Raw genomic sequence first — 19596 nt, forward strand, 5'->3', positions numbered from 1 at the left:
CCATGCGCAGGGTGTTGGAGGTGTTGAAGTCGGGCTGGTGCCTGTCGCTGCTCGCGGTGCTGGTGCTGTGCGCACTGGTGTGGGTCGCGGCGCCGTGGATTGCGGTCGCCGGCCATGTGCCGCTGGCGACGGCCACCGCGCGACTGGCGACGATGCTCGGCCTGCTGCTGGCCTGGGCGGTGGTGGTGCTGGTGCTGGCCCTGCGCCAACGCGCCCGCGCGCGGCGCATGGGGCAGGCACTGGACGCCGCCGCCAGGCCGGCCATCGGCGACGATCGCGACGCGGCATCCGAGGCCGAGCGGGCGCAGCTCGAATCGCGCTTCCGCGATGCGGTGAAGCTGCTGCGCCGGCGCGGTGGCCGCCGCAGCCTCTACGCGTTGCCCTGGTACGTCGTCATCGGCCCGCCGGGTTCGGGCAAGAGCACCCTGGTCCGCAACTCGGGCCTGGAGTTCCCGCTGGCCGGCCAGTTCGGCAAGGAGGCCCTGCGCGGCGTCGGCGGCACCCGCAACTGCGACTGGTGGTTCACCGGCGAGGCGGTGTTCCTCGACACCGCCGGCCGCTACACCACCCAGGATTCCGACGCCCGCGCCGACGCCGAGGGCTGGGGCGGCTTCCTGCGCCTGCTGCGCAGGTTCCGCCGCGAGCGTCCGATCGACGGCGTGCTGGTGACGATGAGCATGTCCGACCTGCTGCTGCTCGACGAGCGCGAGCGCGACGCGCACGTGCAGGCGGTGCGCCAGCGCCTGGACGAACTGGCCGAACACCTCAAGGTGCAGGTGCCGGTGTACCTGGTGTTCACCAAATGCGACCTGGTGGCCGGCTTCAGTGAGTTCTTCGACGACCTCAACCCGGAGCAGCGTGCGCAGGTCTGGGGCGTGACCTTCCCGGTGGCCAGGACCGTCGACGGCAGCGCCGCCCGCGGCTTCGCGGCCGGTTTCAACGAACTGCTCGACCGCCTCAACGCACGCCTGGTCGATCGCCTGCACCACGAGCGCGACCGCAACCGGCGCGCGGCCATCCTGTCGTTCCCGCAACAGTTCGCCTCCTTCGGCGACACCGCGCGCGAGTTCGTCGAGAGCGTGTTCGCCGGGCACGCCTATGGCCCTGCGCCGCTGCTGCGCGGCGTCTACATGACCTCGGGAACCCAGGAAGGCACGCCGATCGACCGCATGATGAGCGCGGTCGCGCGCACCTTCGGCGTCGACGCCGCGCGCGTGCAGGCGCCCGGCGTGCAGCGACGGACGTTCTTCGTCGAACGGTTGCTGCGCCAGGTCGTGTTCGCCGAGGCGGGGTTCGTGGGCAGCAATCCCGCGGGCGACCGCCGCCGCCGGCTGGCGATGGCCGCGGTGGTGGCCTGCATTGGATTGGGCAGCATCGCGATGCTGGCGGCGATGGCCACCAGCTACACGCGCAACGTGCGCTACCTGGCCGACGTGCGCGCCGCGCTCGACGCGCGTCCCGAGGTCGCCGCGCTGGAGTCGGCGGCCACGCCGCAGCAGTACTTCGCACTCACCCTACAGAGGCTGGAGGCGCTGCGGCCGGTGGTCGAGGTTGCCGATCGCCATCGCGGCGACGTGCCGTGGACGATGCGCGCCGGCCTCTACCAGGGCGCCGCGGCCGGCGGCCAGCTGCGCGATGCCTACCTGCGCGAACTCAACGCCAGCCTGGTTCCGGCGCTGGGGGCGCAGTTCCGGCGCGGCCTGGCCGGCAATGCCGGCGACCTGCAGGCGCTGTACTACTACCTCAAGGCCTATCTGATGCTGGGCCAGCCGCGCCACGCCGACGCCGAAGAGCTGTCGGCGTTGGCCGCGATCGAATGGCGCGGGCTGTTCCCGCGCGATCCGGTGCTGCAGGCGGCGCTGGCCTCGCACCTGCAGGCGCTGCTGGCGGAACCCGACGCACTGCGCGCGCTGCCGATCGACCAGGAGCGCGTCGAGCAGGCGCGCAACACGCTGGGTTCGGCCGACCTGTCCAGCCTGGTCTACAGCAGCCTGCGGCTGTCGCTGCAGGACCAGGTGGCGGACGAGGCGCGGCTGGACAAGGCCCTGGGCCTGCTCGGCGACGTGTTCCTGCGCGACAGCGGCAAGCCGCTGTCCGAGCCCTGGCCGGCGATCTACACCCAGCCGGTGTTCGCCGCGCAGGTCAGCGGTGGCATCGAGGCCGAGGTCGAGCGCTTCCTGGCCGACGACCGGGTGCTGGGCGCCTCGCGGCGCGATGCGCTGGGCCGTGCGCGCACCGTGCAGCAGGTGCAGGCCCTGTACGAACAGGACTACATCCGCGCCTGGGACGGGCTGCTGGCCGACCTGCGCCTGCAGCCGGCCGCCGACCTGCAGCAGGCCAGCCTGGTGGCGGCCAAGGTCTCGGGCCCGGGCTCGCCGCTGCGGCTGCTGCTGCAGCTGCTGCGCAGCCACACCACGCAGATGCGGCAGCTGCCCGAGGCCGATGGCGCGGCGGCAGCGCTGAGCGCACAGGCCGCCGCCGCGGCCACGGCCGCAGCCGGGCAGGCAGCCGCCCGCAACCAGGCGCTGCAGGCCGTGCTGGGCAGCGCGGAGCCGCCACCGGCCGAACCCGGGCAGTCGATCGAGGCGCATTTCGCAGCGCTCAACCAACTTACCGAGGGCGCGGCCGGAGCGACGCCGCTGGACCGCACCCTGGCCGCGGTCGACGAACTGGGCAAGGCGCTGCTGACCATGACCGGCTTCGATGCCGGCCAGCCCAACCCGCAGCTGCTGTCGGCCCGGCAGATGGTCTCGCAGCTGCCGCAGCCGGTCGCCGGCTGGCTGGCAGCGCTGACCGGCGACAGCGAGTCGCTGGTGGCCAGCGGTGCGCGCGATGCTCTGGCCGAGCAGGCGCGCGAGGCGATCGGCAGTGACTGCGCCGACTACGTGCGCGGCCGCTACCCGTTCGATCCGGCGGCGGAGGCCGAGATCCCGCTGCAGGACTTCGGCGAACTGTTCGCCCAGGGCGGGCGCTTCGACCGTCTGCACCGCGAATCGCTGGCGCGCCTGATCGACAGCAGCCGCGACCCCTGGCGCTGGCGCGAGGGGCCGGGCATGACCGGCGGGCCGGCCGGGCTGCCGGCGCGGATGCAGGCCGCCGACCGCATCCGGCGCGCCTACTTCCGCGCCGGGCCGCTGCCGGAAGTGCGCTTCACCCTGCGCCCCGCGATCATGTCCGCGCCGATCGCGCGGGTGCTGGTCGACATCGACGGCCAGGCCTTCGATACCGCGCAGGGCAGCGAGCGCGTCGCACCGATGCAGTGGCCCGGCCCGACGCCAGGCCAGGCCTCGCTCACCGCGTTCAACGCAGAAGGCGTGCAGATTGGCCGGATCGTCCACCAGGGCGAGTGGGCGATGTTCCGGCTGCTGGGCGCGCAGGCGCTGTCGCGCGTGTCCGATGTCGATTTCGTGGCCCGCTTCACCATTGCCGGGGGCACCGTCGCGCTGCCGCTGCAGGCCGGCAGCCTGCGCAATCCGTTCCTCGATGACGCGCTGCAGGCGTTTCGCTGCGGGGCGCGCGCATGAGCGCGTCGCCGGGCTATTTCGGCAAGCTGCCCGGGGCCGGGGATTTCGTGCAGCGCCGCCTGCCGCCGGACTTCATCGATGCCTGGGACCGCGCGTTCTCGCATGCCGTGGCCGGCGCTCGCGACCGCCTCGGCGCGCGCTGGAGCGAGGCCTACCGCGCCGCTCCTGCGTGGCGCTTCCTGCTCTCGCCGGGCATTGCAGGCCGCGATGCGTGGTGCGGCGTGTTGCTGCCGGCCAGCGACCGCGTCGGCCGCTGTTTCCCGATGGTGGTTGCCGCGCGCCTGGCCGGCGGCCTTGCGCAGCCGGGCGTGCTGGCCGACGGCGGGCGCTGGTATGACGCGGTCTCGGCGGTGGCATGGGCGGCGCAGGCCGATCCGGCCATCGATGCCGCGCGCTTCGACGCCGCGATCGCCGCGCTCGGCCTGCCCGAGATCGAAGACGAGCCGACCCTGCCGGCACTGCCCGCTGGCATCGATCGCCGCCGGCGCGACTACTGGCTGCCGTGGCCCGAGGGCGCAGCGCGCCTGCCGGCGGCGCTGTGGGGGCATCTGGGCGCGAACGGCTGCTCGCTGTGGTGGCATCCGGGCGACTTCGGCGGCAGCGGCGCCCTGCGCGTGGGCAGCGGGCTGCCCGATGCCAGCACCCTCGTCGGTTTGCTGCACGCCGGTGCGCAGGCGGAGGTGGCCTGATGCGCGCGACGCTCGCCCGCTCCTGCGGCCGCACCGACACCGGCAAGGTGCGGCGCTGCAACGAGGACGCGATCCTGGTTCGCGACGAGGCCGGCATCTGGGCGGTGGCCGATGGCCTTGGCGGCCACACCGCTGGCGACCTGGCCAGCAGCCTGATCGTCGAGCGACTGGCGGCGCTGGACCGGCCTGACGACCTTTGCGATTTCATCGACGCGATCGAAGACACGCTCGAAGCGGTCAACGCCGAACTGATCCGCATCGCCGGGCAGCGCGGCTTCGACCTGATCGGATCGACCGTGGTGGTGCTGGTGCACGATCGCGACGTAGCGTTGTGCGGCTGGGTCGGCGACAGCCGCGGCTACTGCTTCGACCGGCGGCGCCTGCGCCAGATCACCGTCGACCACGTGCACGGGCAGAGGGAGGACGTCACCCGCTTCGGCGGCGTGGCCCCGGTCGACCAGCCGCCACCGGGTGCGCTGACCCGCGCGGTCGGCGCCCAGCCGGAGCTGTTCGTCGACTGGACCATCGCCGCCAGCGGCCGCGATACCACCTTCGTGCTGTGTTCGGACGGCATCAACAAGGAGGTCGGCGACGAGGAACTCGATCTCGAATGCGGCCGCGCACGCGATCCGGAAGGACTGGTGCGGCGGCTGTTCGAACTCGCGCTCGAGCGCGCCGCGCGCGACAACGTGTCGGCGATCGCGGTGTGCTTCGAGGAGACCGGGCAATGAGCAGGAGCGAAGCGGACGTGGTGGAACTGGTGACCGCGCTGAGCCGCGGAGAGATCGACCTGGGCGGGGTGCTGGATGCGCTGTCCGCGCGCGGGGTGCTACCGGAGGCCGAGTACAGCGCCGGCGTGGTGACGCTGCTGCGCTTTCGCGCCGAGCTCGACGAGGACACGATGACCACGCTGCGCACGCGGATGGAGGCGCTGCGCGCCGCCGCCAGCGACGATGCCACCGTGGTGATGCCGGTGGCCGGGCGCGCGCCTGCAGCCGCCGTCGAGGACGAGGCCACCCGGGTCTTGCCGCGCGCACCGCTGCCGCCGCCGCGCGAACCTGGCACCGGGCGCACCGGCGCCGACACCGGGGCCAGCACGTCCGCCAGCGTCGCCAGCGCCGAGTGGGCACGCATCGCCGATGCCGCGGCGGGCGAGGTTGCCGGCGTCGGCATGCTGCTCAAGGGCAGGTTCCTGCTCGAGCGCGAACTCGGCCGCGGCGGGATGGGCGTGGTGTACCTGGCCCGCGACGAGCGCAAGGTCGAGGCCCACGACCGCGATCCCTACCTCGCGGTGAAGGTGCTCAACGACGAGTTTCGCCGCCATCCCGATTCGCTGGTGGCGCTGCAGCGCGAGTCGCGGCGTTCGCAGCAGCTCGCGCACGACAACATCGTGCGCGTCTACGACTTCGACAAGGCCGGGACCATCGTCTTCATGACGATGGAGTACATCGACGGTTCCGACCTGCGCACCCTGATCCGCGAGCGTGCCTTCAACGGCATGCCGCTGGCGCAGGCGCACCCGCTGATCGAGGGCATGGGGCGCGCACTCGCGCGCGCGCATGCAGCCGGCATCGTCCATTCCGACTTCAAGCCCGGCAACGTGATGGTCACGGCCGACGGCCTGGTCAAGGTCTTCGACTTCGGCATCGCCCGGGCCGGCAAGCACGGCGCCGGCGGCAGCGGCGAGGTCACGGTCTTCGATGCCTCGACCCTGGGCGCGCTGACCCCGGCCTACGCCAGCCTGGAGATGATCGAAGGCGCCGATCCCTCGCCGTCCGACGACGTCTACGCGCTCGGTTGCGTCTGCCACGAACTGCTGACCGGCCGGCATCCCTTCGACAAGGTCAGTGCGGAGGTGGCGTTGCGCGAGGGACGCCTGCCGCCGAAGGTCAAGGGCGTGACGCGGCGCCAGGCGCGCGCGCTGCGGCAGGCCGTCGCGCTGCGCGCCAGCGATCGGCTGTCCTCGGTGGCCGAACTGCTCGAAGGCCTGCGCCACGTGCCCGCGCGCGAACGGCTGCTGCCGCTGGTCGGCTACGGGACGGCGCTGGTGCTGGCCGCCGGCGGCGCCGGCTGGGGCGTCTCGCACTGGCTGCACCAGCGCCAGCTGGCGGCGGTGGTCGCGGGCTTCACTGCCGACGGGGCGGGCGGTTTCCCCGACGAAGGCGCGGCCATGGCGGCGCTGTCGGCGCTGTCGCCGGAGGATCGCGATGCGCTGGTGCTGGGCGAGAACCAGCGCATCGAATCGTTCCTGCTGCGCCGGCTGGACGCGCTGTGGAACCCGGCGCAGGGCCGCTACAACTACGTGCTGGCGCAGGGGGTGTTCGCGCTGCGCAACCACCTGCGGCTGTTCTCGCCGACGCTCGACACGCGCGCGCAGCGCATGGCCGCGGAGATGCCCGACGTGCTCAACGCACTGGACAGCGAACTCACCGCGCAGATCGAATCGGGCGCGATCTTCGACGTCGCCGGCGATGACGATGCCGCCGACACGCTGGCCGACATCCGCGCGATCGATCCCGACAGCGTGCTGCTGCGCCATCCCGGGCTGGAGCTGGCGCTCGCCGATGCGGTCGCAGGCGCCACCGCCGGCGGCAGGCTCGAGCTGGCATCGACGCGCCTGCAGGAAGCGCGGACGCATTTCCCGCAGTCGTTGCGCCTGGAACTGGCCGCCGCCGACCTCGAAGCCGCCGTCGCGCAGGAGGCGAGCCGCAGCCGGCCCGCCGACGCCGCGCCGCGCGATGCCGAATCGGCGCGGACCCTGCTGGCGGCGCGGATCGCGCAGCCGTCCGGCGAGCCGGCATGGCGCACCGATGTCGCCGCGGCGCTGGCGGCACTGCGTGGGCTTGGCCTGGAGACGGAAGACCAGGCGCTGCTCGATGCGCTGGCGCGGGCAATCGCCCACCAGGCCGCGGGCGCACGCGAGCCCCTGCAGCTGGCGTCTGCATCGGCCCTGGTTGCGTTTGGCCTGGAACAGGTACCGCAGGCGCCCGCGCTGCTAGTCGAGCAGGACAGGTTGGCCAACCTGCGGGCAGCGCTGGACGCGCGACTGGCCGGGGAAGCCACCAGCGCCGAGGTGCAGGCGCGCGCCGCTTCGCTGCGCCATGCCAGCGCGGCCGGCGACCTCGACAAGATCCGCGACTCCCTGCTGCGCCTGCGCGCGCTCGCGCCCGACGATGCGTTCACCACCACGGGAGCGCCACAGCTTGCCGCCGACGCCTGGCTCGGCGCAGCGTCCGGCGCCGCAGCGGCAGGCGACATGGGCCGGGCCTTGGCACTGCTTGGCGAAGCCAGCACCCTGCTCGGCGACCGCGAGGGCCTGCGCCGTGCCCAGGCCCGCTATGCTCTGGTCATGGCGATAGGGGTCGCAGGGGAGTCGCCACCCGGTGTTCGCGAACATGCGGCGCTGGTGGCGCAACTGGACGAAGTCGTACGCAGCGATCGCGCCGGGCTCGAAATGCTCGAGGCGCAGCTGCGCGAACGCGGCCGCCTGCCGGAGGGCAGCCTGCGCGCCAGGCTGCGCGCGCTGGCGCCTGCGGCGGCGACCGATGGGGCAGGCGAGGCCGCGACACCGGGCCGTCGTCGAGCCGATCGACCTGCCGGCGTGCCGCCTTCGACCCAGGCGGCGACCGCCGCGGCGATTGACCCGGACGATGTGCTGCCACCGGTCCCCGACGGGCCGGATCCCTGCGGTCGCCCAGGCCTCGAGGGCCGCGGCCGCTTCTGCTACGACGCGATCGGCGAAGGTCGCGGGCCGACCTTCGTCGTGGTGCCGGGTGTTTCGGGCGGCAAGCCCTATGCGCTCGCTCGCGCCGAGGTGACGGTCGGCGAGTTCAACGTGTACTGCACCACCACCGGGCGCTGCCGGCCGCTGGCGGCCGCCAGCGGTGCCGCCGCCACCTTGCCGGCGACCGGTGTCCCCGTGGAGCAGGCGCGCGGCTATGCGCGCTGGCTGGTGCATGCCACCGGTGGCTGGCGCCATCGCCTGCCCACCGAGGCCGAATGGCGGCACGCCGCGCAGGCCGCCGCCGGCTGGCGGCAGGCGCCCGACAGCAACTGCGTGCCGCCGACCGCCGACGCCGGCAGCGGCGGCGCGCCGGTGTCCGCGCGTGGGCGCGCGGCCAATCCCTGGGGGCTGATCAACATGAGCGGCAACGTCTGGGAGTGGACCGACAGCAGGGGCAGCCTCGCGGTGCAGGGCGGCAGCTACGCCAGCCTGTGGTCGGAGTGCACCGTCGAAGCGCGTCGCGTGGATTCGGGCGCGGCGCAGGCCGATGTCGGCTTCCGTGTCCTGCGGGAGCTGAAATGAGCAGCTGGGAACACGATGCGAACGCGGCGCTGCGCGCCCTGGGCGACAGCTACCAGCAGGGCGGCATCAGCCGCGCCACCTACCGCGAACGTCGCCGCCGGGTGCTTGCCGCCATGCGCGAGCGCCTGGACGTCACCGAACGCAAGCCGATCCATGCCGGTCGGCGCGACGCGCCCGCTTTCGACCGCGCCAACCTGCATGGGGAGCCGGTGCCGCGACGCTGGCTGGCGTTGCTGATTGCCGTCGCCGTGGGGGTGGCCATCGCAGGCGCTGCCGCGGCGCACTGGATTCTGAAGATGAAGACGGAGTTGGGTGATGTCTGAAGTCGTTGCGATCGTCGGGTGCCGGGGGGGACGCATGCCGCGGTCGCTGCTGGCCATCGCCTGTGCATGCGCGCTGGCCGCGTTGGCCCCCGCATGGGCGCAGCAGGACCCGCCGCCGGCCGCCGGCTGGCAGCCGGCCGATCCGCAGCAGGCGCTGCGTGAAACCGAGGCCCCGCCTACGCTCGATGCGCCCGCGGTGGAAGTGCCGGCGCTGCGCGATCGCGCCACGGCCACGCAGGCCACCGTGCCCACGCGCGGCTTCCGCATCAGCGGCGTCGGCGCGCATCCGCGGCGCGGAATCACGCCCGCCTCGATGCAGGCCCTGCTCGATGAGAGGTTCAGGACGCTGGCCGGCGGCGCGGCGGAGATCACGCTGGACTTCGACCAGCTGCAGGACGTGGCGACGGAAGTCACCGCCGCCTACCGCAAGGCCGGGTTCGTTGTCGCGACCGCGTACATCCCGGTGCAGACCGTCGGCGCCGATGGCGTGGTCGCGCTGGACGTGCTGGAAGGCCGCCTGGGCCGGGTGCTGGTCGAGGGCAACCGGCGCGTGCGCAGCAGCGCGATCGCCGCGCCCGCGCGGCGCCTGGAAGGGCGCAGCCTGCACCGCGACGAGGTCGACACCGCGCTGCTGACCATGCGCGACCTGCCCGGCGTCGGCACCTCGGCGGTGCTGCAGCCGGGCCTGGCGCAGGGCGAGACCGACATGGTGATCACCGCGACCGAGGAGGCGCGGCCGTACTCGGTCACGCTCGGCGCCAGCAACCATGGCACCGAACTCACCGGCCGCTACCGCGGCCAGGTCGGCCTGACCTACCGCAACGCGCTGGGCCTGGGCGATGTCATCAGCGCCGGCTATGTGCACGGCTTCTCGCCCGAACAGAGCACCTCCGCCTACCTGGGCTGGACGGTGCCGGTCCACGCGGTCGATGGCCTCTCGCTGGCGGCCTCGTATTCGCGCAGCGAGATGGAGGTCGCCAGCGGCCCGTTCGCCGCGCTCGGACTGACCGGCCCCACCACCAACGCCCAGCTGGGCGTGGACTGGAAGTTCCACAACCGGCCATTGCTGCAGATGCACGGAACGCTGCGCCTGGTGCGCGAGCATTCGCAGCTGCAGGCACTGGGCTTCACCCTGTCCGACCAGGAGTTCGATGTACTCGACGCCGGCTTCGTGCTGCGCCACGTCGCCCGCCGCAGCCGCGGCGTCAACCTGGTGCAGGCCAACGTCCGCCACGCACTGGCAGACCGCTCGCTCGATCCCGACCTGGTCACGCCCGCGCGCGACAGCGACTGGACCCTGCTGCGCGTGTCGCTGGCGCGGATGCAGTACCTGACCCCGTCGCAGCGGCTGTTCGGCCGTCTGTACGGGCAGTACACCAGCGACGTGCTGGTGCCGATGGAGCAGATCGCGCTTGGCGGCCCGGACAGCATCCGCTCGCTGCCGGTGTCCGATGCGCTCGGCGACCTGGGCTACCAGGCCACGCTTGAATACCAGGTCGACGCGCCCGGTTTCGGCGACGTCGCCTCGCCCTTCGGCGGGCGCCCCTGGCGCGAGCTGCTGCAGTTCGAAGTGTTCGTCGACCATGGCCGCGTCATGGCCTCGGACGGCGGGCTGTCGCCGGCGCAGGCGCGCAGCTACCACGGTGCGGGCGCGGGGCTGCAGTTCCGCCTGCCGCATTTCCACGGCCTCGAGCTGCGGCTCGCGGCCGCAGTGCCGGTGGGCGGCACCGACGCCTCCGATGGCGACGACTTCCGCACCTGGCTCCGGCTCGGCATGACGTTCTGAGGACCCTGACATGAACCACATCTATCGCATTGTGTTCAATCGCGCGCTGGGACTGGTGCAGGTGGCCTCGGAGCTTGCATCGGGTCGTGGCGCCGGCGGCGCATCCCGCTGCGGGTCGCGCGCGGGGCGGCGGACCCTGCTGGCGATCGCGCTGGTCCTCGCTTCCGGCGGCGCGCTGGCGCAGGTCGCCCCGGGGCAGCTGCCGACTGGCTGGGACGCAGTGGGCGGCATCGGCAACATCACTCCGGACGACACCACCCTGAGCATCACCCAGATCGACGACCGGGCCCTGATCCGCTGGGACACCTTCGACATCGGCACCATGGCGCTGGTGGAGTTCGAGCAGGTCGCGGGCCAGGTGGCGCTCAACCAGATCCTGGACGTGAACGCCAGCCAGATCCTGGGCAACCTCAGCGCCGACGGCACGATCTTCCTGATCAATCCGAACGGCATCGTGTTCGGCGAGGACGCGACGATCAGCGTCGGCGGACTGGTGGCTTCGACCCTGATGCCCGACGACCCCGATGAGTTCCTCGACATGGGCGTCGACAGCTTCGTCTGGCGCGAAGGCGGCACTGCGGGGACGGTGATCAACCGCGGCACCATCACCATCACCGCCGCCGATGGCAGCGTGGTCCTGCTCGGGGGCGCAGCGCAGAACATGGCGGGCGCCAGCATCGACGTGGGCACCGGCCTGGCGGCGCTGCTGGGGGGCGGACAGGCGCAGGTCGAGCTGGTGCCGGGGGGGACGGTCGTGCAGATCACCGGCCCGGTCGCCGGTTTGCCTGTGGGCATGAGCGCAAGCGTGCTGAACGCGGGGACGATCTCCGCGCACGGTGGAGCGATCCGGCTGCAAGGCGAGCTCGCGCCCGGTCTGTCGACGGCCGTGATGAACACCGGCACCCTCGCCGCCGGCAGCATCGGACTCGGCCCCGACGGCACCATCTCGCTGCTGGCCGGCGGCGCCAGCGGAGACCTGACGGTGGGCGGCAACATCGATGCCGGTGCGGGCCAGGTCGACCTGCAGGCGTCGGGCAATATCAATCTCTCTGCTGCGCTCACTACCGGCGCGTTCGATGTCTCCGCGGCGAGGCTGCTGCAGACGGGTGGTCAAGTACACGCATCCGGCGCGAGCAGCGTGGTCACCTCGGGAACGGCGCAGCTGAACCGCGCGGCCAACGATTTCGAAGGAACACTGGACCTTAGCGCTTCCTCGGGCGTCGTGCGCGATGCGAACGCGCTGCGCCTGGGAACGCTCGATGTAGGCTACCTGGAGGCGGTCAGTGCCGGCGCGCTGTCGCTGGGCACTGGCGTGATCAGCGGGGGTCTCGACGCAATCAGCACCGGCGGCAACATCACCCAGAGCGGCGGGTTGTCGGTGGACGGGTGGGTCTTGATCAATGCCGACACCGGCAATATCACACTGGACCACGTCGCCAACGACTTCACCGGGTCCGTGGAGTTCAGCGGTGGCGTGGTCAACCTGCGCGATGCGAACGCATTGACGCTCTACCTTGTCAGCGCTGACAGCCTGGACGTGGCCAGCACCGGTTCCCTGAACCTGGGGACTGGCGTCATCGCCGGAGATCTCACCGCAACCAGCTCCGGCGGGCAGATCGTCCAGACCAACGTGCTGGCGGTGGGCGGGAATGCCACCATCGATGCCGGCACCGGCGGCATCAACCTGATGGCCTTCGCCAACGAGTTCGAAGGAACAGTCAGCCTCAGCGGTGGCCCGGTCAGCGTGCGCGATGCGAACGCGCTGCGCCTGGGCACGCTCGACGCCAGCAGCCTGCAGGTGACCAGCGCCGGCGCGCTGTCGCTGGGCGAGGGCGTGATCGGCGGGAGCCTCATTGCAAACAGCAACGGTGGCAGCATCACCCAGGCCGGTGCACTGCGCGTGGACGGCGTCAGCACCATCAACGCGGGCAGCGGCGCGATCACGCTGTCCAATGCAGGCAACGACTTCCGCAACCTGGTGAACCTCGCCGGCGGCGTGGCCGTGCTGCGCGATATGAACGCACTGGGTCTGGGCGCGCTCAACGTGACCAGCCTGGCCGTGACCAGTGGCGGCGCGCTCTCGCTGGGTAGTGGCGCGATCGGCGGGAATCTCACCGCCACCACCACCAGCGGCGGCATCACCCAGACCGGCGCGCTCCTGGTCGCGGGCGCAAGCTCGATCGACGCGGGCGCCAGCGCCGTGACCCTGGCCAATGCCGGCAACGACTTCGCCGGCACGGTGAACCTGCGCGGCGGCGCAGTGGCGATCACCGATGCCAACGCACTGACGCTGGGCCAGGTCGATGCGGCGAGCCTGACCGCGGACGCGAACACGATCCGCCTGTCCGGCGACGTGACCACCAGTGGCAACCAGGACTACGACGGCGCGGTAGTGCTCGCCGCAAACGCGGCCCTGGCCGCCGGCGGCAACGTGGATTTTGCGTCGACACTCGATGGCGCGCATCGCCTGTCGGTGGATGCCGATGGCGCGGTCGCGTTCGGCGGCGCCGTCGGCGGCGTCACGACGCTGGCCGGGCTGGACGTGGATGCCGGCAGCTTCAGCACGGACTCGATGATCAGGGTGACCGGCGACCTGTCGATCGCGGTGCAGACGGGTGGCATCACGCAGTCGGTCGCGTTGTGGGGCGAATTCAGCGTTGGCGGCGATGCCATTTTCGATGTCGGTACGGGCAACATCACCTTGACCAACATCAACAACGACTTCGTCGGAGCAGTGAGCCTCCGCGGTGGCCCGGTCAGCGTGCGCGATGCAAACTCACTGAGCCTGGGTACCCTCGACGTCAGCAGCCTGCAGGCGGTCACTACCGGCGCGCTGTCGTTGGGGGAGGGTGCTGTCGCCGGTAACCTCACCGCAATCAGCCAGGGTGGCCACATCACCCAGACCGGCGCACTGTCGGTGGGTGCGGTGACCACGATCCTTGCCGGTGCGGGCGACATCACCCTGGACAATGGCGACAACGATTTCACCGGGAACGTGAGTTTCCAGGGTGCTGCGGTCAGCGTGCACGATGCGAACGTGTTGGGTCTGGGCAGCGTCAACGCTGCCAGCCTGACCGCGGGCAGTGTCGGTGCACTGTCGCTGGGGATCGGCACGATTACCGGGAATCTCGTCGCGACCAGCGGCGGCGGCGGGATCAGCCAGAGCGGCGCGCTGAGGGTGGGTGGGACGAGCACGATCGATGCCGGCGCGGGCGGCATCAACCTGGCCAATAGTGGCAACGATTTCACCGGTGCGGTGCAGCTGCGTGGCGGGACCGTGGCCATCCGTGACGCCAACCTCCTGCAGTTGGATGAGGTGGACGCCAACAGCCTGCAGGCGATGGCGACGACGATCGGCCTCGGCGGCGACGTGACGACCAGTGGCGACCAGGCCTACGCCGGCGCGGTGCTGCTCGGCGCGGACGCTGTCCTGGCCGCCGGCGGCCACGTGTTCTTCGGCTCGACGCTCAATGGCGCGCATCGGCTGCGGGTGGACGCCGATGGCGAGGTGATGTTCGTAGGCGCGGTGGGTGGCGGTACCGCGCTCGCCGGGCTGGACGTGGACGCCGGCAGCTTCAGCGCGGCTTCGACGATCAACGTGGGTGACCTGTCGATCGCGGTACAGACGGGCGACATCCTGCAGTCGGCGGTGTTCCAGGTGGGGGGCAGCGCCAGCTTCGATGCGGGCACGGGCAACATCACCCTGACCAACATAGGCAACGACTTCGTCGGACCAGTGGATCTCCGCGGCGCCATGGTCCTCGTGAACGATACGAACGCGTTGAGCCTGGGCACGCTCGACGTCGGCAGCCTGGATGTGGGCAGTGCCGGCGCGCTGTCGCTGGGGGCTGGTGCAGTCGCCGGTACCCTCGACGCCAACAGTGGCGGCGGCAACATCACCCAGACCGGCGCACTGCACGTGGGCGGCGACAGCATTATCTTCGCAAGTACCGGCTCGATCACGCTGTCCAATGCCGGCAACGACTTCGTCGGCACGACCAATCTCATGGGTGGCGCGATCAGCGTGCGTGATGCGAACACGTTGCGCCTGGGGTTCATCGACGCTGACAGCCTGACTGCGGCCAGTGCCGGCGAATTGTCGCTGGGCTACGGCGGGATTTCCGGAAATCTCGTCGCGACCAGCGGCGGCGGCAACATCAGCCAGCTCATCGAGCTGGCGGTGGGCGGGACGAGCACGATCGATGCGGGCGCGGGCGACATCACCCTGACCGACGCCCGCAATGATTTCGTCGGCGCGGTGGACCTGCGCGGCGGTGCGGTGGCGATCACTGATGCCAACGTGCTGACGCTGGGCCAGGTCGATGCGACGAGCCTGCACGCGACTGCAGTCACGATCGGCCTGTCCGGCGACGTGAGCACCAGCGGCGACCAGCAGTACGACGGCGCGCTGGGCCTGGGTGCGGACCTGGCCTTGACCTCCGGCGGCAACGTGGGCTTCGGCTCGACGATCGACGGCGCGCACCGCCTGTCGGTGGACGCCGATGGCGCAGTCGCGTTCGGGGCCGCGGTTGGTGGCGGTACGGCGCTGGTGGCACTGGACGTGGACGCCGGCAGCTTCAGCGCGGCCTCGACGATCGACGTGGGCGGGGACTTGTCGATCGCGGTGCAGACGGGTGGCATCGCGCAGTCGGGCGCGTTCACGGTTGGCGGCAGCGTCAGCTTCGATGCGGGCGCGGGCAACATCAGCCTGACCAACGCCGGCAATGATTTCATCGGTGCGGTGGACCTGCGCGGTGGTGCGGTCGCGATCGCCGATGCCAACGCGCTGACGCTGGGCCAGGTCGACGTGGCGAGCCTGCACGCGACTGCAGCGACGATCGGCCTGTCCGGCGACGTGACCACCAGCGGCGGCCAGCAGTACGACGGCGCGCTGCGCCTGGGTGCGGACGTGGCCTTGACTTCCGGCGGCAACCTGGGCTTCGGCTCGACGATCGACGGCGCGCACCGCCTGTCGGTGGACGCCGCTGGCGCGGTCGCGTTCGGCGCCGCGGTCGGCAGCGGAACGGCGCTGGCGGCACTGGACGTGGACGCCGGCAGCTTCAGCGCGGCTTCGACGATTGAGGTGGACGGCGATCTGTCGATCGCGGTGCAGACGGGCGGCATCGCGCAGTCGGGCGCGTTCACGGTTGGCGGGCTGTCGAACTTCGACGCAGGCACCGGTGCCATCACGCTGGACAATTCGGGCAACGACTTCACCGGCGCCGTCTCGCTGACCGGTGGCGCGGTGGCGATCACCGACGCCAACGCGCTGACGCTGGGCCAGATCAACGTGGCGAGCCTGCATGCGACTGCAGCGACGATCGGCCTGTCCGGCGACGTGACCACCAGCGGCGACCAGCAGTACGACGGCACGTTGGACCTGGCTGCGGACCTGGCCTTGACCGCCGGTGGCGATGTGGGCTTCGGCTCGACGCTCGACGGCGCGCATCGCCTGTTGGTGGATGCCGACGGCGCGGTCACGTTTGGGGCCGCGGTCGGCGGCGACACGGCGCTGGCGGCACTGGACGTCGACGCCGGCAGCTTCAGCGCGGTCGCAACGATCGCCGTGGACGGCGACCTGTCGATCGCGGTGCAGGCGGGTGGCATCGCGCAGTCGGGCGCGTTCACGGTTGGCGGCAGCGCAAGCTTCGATGCGGGCGCGGGCAACATCAGCCTGACCAATGCCGGCAATGACTTCGCCGGTGCGGTGGACCTGAGCGGCGGCGACGCCGCGATCCGGGACAGCAATGCGCTGACCCTGGGCGCGCTTGCCGTCGATACCCTGTCCGCGAACAGCCGGGACGCGCTTGGCCTGGGCCAGGGCGTGGTCGGCGGCAACCTGTCTGCCAGCAGCCAAGGTGGCGGGGTCACGCAGTCGGGCGTCCTGCATGTGGGAGGCGCAAGCACGATCGATGCGGGCGGCGGAGCCATCACGCTGGCCGATGCCGGCAACGACTTCGTCGGCGCCGTGAGCCTGACCGGTGGAGTGGCCGCGATCCGCGACGGCAACGCACTGGTCCTGGGCGCGCTGGACGTCGAGGCCCTGTCGGCAAGCAGCCTGGGCGCACTCGGCCTGGGCAGCGGCACGATTGCCGGCGACCTGGTCGCCGACAGCCACGGCGGCGCGATCACCCAAGCGGGTGCGCTGCGCGTGAATGGCGCAAGTACGATCGATGCGGGCGCGGGTGCGATCACCCTGGCCAACGGCGGCAACGATTTTGCAGGGACGGTGTCGCTGACCGGCGGCGCAGTGGCGATCAGTGACGTCAACGAACTGGCGCTGGGCACGCTGGATGTCGGCGCGCTGAGTGCGGGCAGCAACGGCGCGCTGGGCCTCGGCACCGGCACGATCGCCGGCCCGCTGGTGGCCAGCAGCCAGGGCGGCGCGATCACGCAGTCGGGGGCCCTGCAGGTGGCAGGCGCCAGCACGATCAATGCCGGCAGCGGTGCGATCACGCTCGACCATGCCGGCAACGATTTCGTGGGGGCCGTGGCCTTGAGCGGTGGCGCGGCCACGATCCGCGACAGCAACGCGCTGGTCCTGTCCGCGCTGGATGTCGACGCCTTGTCGGCAAGCAGCCAGGGCGCGCTCGGCCTCGGCAACGGGACGATTTCCGGCGATCTGTCTGCCGAAAGCCATGGCGGCGCAGTCACGCAATCGGGGGCGCTGCACATCGGTGGTGCAAGTACGATCGATGCGGGCGCGGGGGCAATCATCCTGGCCAACGCCGGCAATGATTTCGCTGGCGAGGTGTCGCTGAGTGGCGCTGCCGCGTCGATCCGCGACCGCAATGCCTTGACCCTGGCGACGCTCGACGTCGACTCGCTGACGGCCACCAACCAGGGCGCCCTCGGCCTGGGCAGCGGCGGCATTGCCGGTGCGCTCACCGCGGGCAGCGGTGGCGGTGCGATCACGCAGTCCGGCGCGCTGACGGTGGGCGCACCGGCCACGCTCGACGCGGAGCGCGGATCGATCACCCTGATCAACGCCGGCAACGATTTCGTCGGCGAGGTCTCGCTGGGCGGCGGCGCAGTGTTGATCAACGACGCCAACGCGCTGACGCTGGGCGCGCTCGATATCGGCTCGCTGGCGGCCACCAGCCACGGCGCGCTCGACCTCGGCGCCGGCACGATCGCGGGCAATCTGGCCGCGAGCAGCGATGGCGGTGCGATCACGCAATCCGGGGCCTTGCACGTCGATGGCACCAGCGCGCTGAATGCAGGCAATGGTGCGATCGTGCTGGCCAACGCCGGCAACGACTTCGTCGGCGAGGTCTCGCTGGTCGGCGGTGCGGTCTCGATCCATGATCGCAACACGCTGTCCCTGGGCGCGGTGGATGCGGCCAGCCTGCAGGCGTCGGCGAATGCCATCGTCCTGCGGCAGAACATCGCCACCGCCGGTAACCAGGTCTACGACGGCGCGCTCGCACTGGCCAACGACGTGGCGCTGGACGCAGGTGGCAACGTCGCGTTCGGCTCGACGGTTGGCGGCGCGCATGCCCTGTCGGTCGACGCGGACAGACACGTCGGCTTTGCCGACACGGTCGCGGTGGGCGCACTGGCGGTGGATGCGGGCAGCTTCACTGCGGCCTCGACGCTGGACGTGGGCGGGGACCTGTCGCTCGTGGTGCGCAGCGGCGGGATCGCGCAGTCGGGCGCATTCCAGGTTGGCGGCAGCGCACACTTCGATGCCGGAAGCGGCGACATCGCACTGGACAACGCCAGCAACGATTTTGGCGGTCCGGTCGGCTTGGCCGGCGGCGCCATCACGTTGCGCGACCGCAACGACCTGACGCTGTCGCATCTGCGCTCGGGCCAGGACGTCAACGTGCAGGTGGTGGCCGCCGGTGCGCTGACCCTGCCGGTACAGGCCATCGACACCGGAACCGGAAACCTGCATCTGGCGGCCCAGGGCGGCACGCTGACCACGCGCGCCGCATTGGGCGGTGGTGATATCACGCTGCAGGGCGCGACCGGCGTGATGCTCAACAATGACGTCCTGGCAAGCGGCAGCCTGCATCTGGAAAGTGGCGGTGACCTGGTGCAGAGCAGCGGTCGAGTCGGTGCCGCCCTGCTGACCGGCAGCGCAGCGGGCGAGGCCAGGCTGGCCGGAGCCAACCGCATCGAACAGTTGGGCGCGTTCTCGGCCAGCCGGATCCACCTCGCCAATGCCGGCCCGCTCGCCGTCACCGGCCCGGTGGATGCGCGCACCGGCGCGCTGCTGGTGACGCTGTCCGAAGGCGACCTCGCGATCGACGGCCGCATGTCCGCGGCCGACATCCGGCTCGAGGTCGCCGGCGGCATCGCCCAGGGCGCGGACGGCCAACTGCTTGCGCGCACCCTCAGCGGCCGCGCCGGTGGCGCGGTGAATCTCGGCGACGCGACGCGCTTTGTCGACAACCAGGTCGAACGGATCGGCGACTTCACCGCGCGCAGCGGTTTCAGCATGACCAACGGCCGTTCGCTCACCCTGGCCTCGCTCAACGGCAGCAACTTCACCATCGATGCCGGCACCGCGGACTTCCACATCGAAGTCGACGGCGACCTGCACCAGGACGGTACCGACTGGCTCTACAACGGGCGCGGCACCTGGCTGGCGAGCGGCGGCATCGGCCTGCCGGCGTCGCCGATCTACGTCATGGGGCTGGAGTCGCAGGTCGCGACCCTGGGCGCGCCGCCCGCGTATTTCTATGCGGTGCGGCCCGATGGCTCGCTGCTGCCGATCGTCGGCGATGCAGTCAACGTGCCGACCTCGGTGTGGGCAGGGCGCGCGCAGACCTCCAGCAACCGCCAGGTGGCCTACGTGGACGTGGGCGCGGATGCCTCCAACTACCGGGGTTACGGCCTGGTCGAGCCGGGCGTGCGCCTGCCCGCCGACCAGCAGCCCGAATGCGACCCCGATTTCCCGAGCCCGGAATGCGAGGCACTGCAATGAGCATCATCGACAGGCACGTGCGACGGGGGATCA

7 protein-coding genes are annotated in these 19596 nt (G+C 71.6%); all 7 read left to right on the forward strand.

What is annotated here, in order from left to right; translation table 11 throughout:
* Positions 1–2 precede the first annotated feature (2 nt).
* Genes tssM through ACW5EG_RS16030 form a run of 7 tightly spaced genes read left to right on the forward strand, consistent with a single transcriptional unit; the run spans position 3 to position 19563 of the window.
* Entirely contained in the window at positions 3–3524 is a 3522-nt protein-coding gene (gene tssM, locus ACW5EG_RS16000) for a type VI secretion system membrane subunit TssM (protein ID WP_457022282.1), read from the forward strand.
* A complete protein-coding gene (gene tagF, locus ACW5EG_RS16005; RefSeq protein WP_457022284.1) occupies positions 3521–4213 on the forward strand; it encodes a type VI secretion system-associated protein TagF in 693 nt (230 codons plus the stop codon). The genes tssM and tagF overlap by 4 nt, the downstream gene beginning before the upstream one ends.
* Entirely contained in the window at positions 4213–4944 is a 732-nt protein-coding gene (locus ACW5EG_RS16010; protein ID WP_457018507.1) for a PP2C family protein-serine/threonine phosphatase, read from the forward strand. The genes tagF and ACW5EG_RS16010 overlap by 1 nt, the downstream gene beginning before the upstream one ends.
* Complete coding sequence (locus ACW5EG_RS16015; RefSeq protein WP_457022286.1) at positions 4941–8519, forward strand: protein kinase domain-containing protein; 3579 nt, start codon at positions 4941–4943, stop codon at positions 8517–8519. Before ACW5EG_RS16010 ends, ACW5EG_RS16015 begins: the two co-directional genes overlap by 4 nt.
* Entirely contained in the window at positions 8516–8842 is a 327-nt protein-coding gene (locus tag ACW5EG_RS16020) for a hypothetical protein (protein WP_457018509.1), read from the forward strand. Before ACW5EG_RS16015 ends, ACW5EG_RS16020 begins: the two co-directional genes overlap by 4 nt.
* Positions 8843–8876: 34 nt before the next feature.
* Positions 8877–10628: a ShlB/FhaC/HecB family hemolysin secretion/activation protein gene (locus tag ACW5EG_RS16025; protein WP_457022301.1), complete on the forward strand. Its 1752-nt coding sequence runs from the start codon at positions 8877–8879 to the stop codon at positions 10626–10628.
* Between the two features lie 10 nt (positions 10629–10638).
* Positions 10639–19563: a filamentous hemagglutinin N-terminal domain-containing protein gene (locus ACW5EG_RS16030; RefSeq protein ID WP_457022287.1), complete on the forward strand. Its 8925-nt coding sequence runs from the start codon at positions 10639–10641 to the stop codon at positions 19561–19563.
* Positions 19564–19596 lie beyond the last annotated feature (33 nt).

Source organism: Luteimonas sp. A611, from assembly GCF_054072715.1.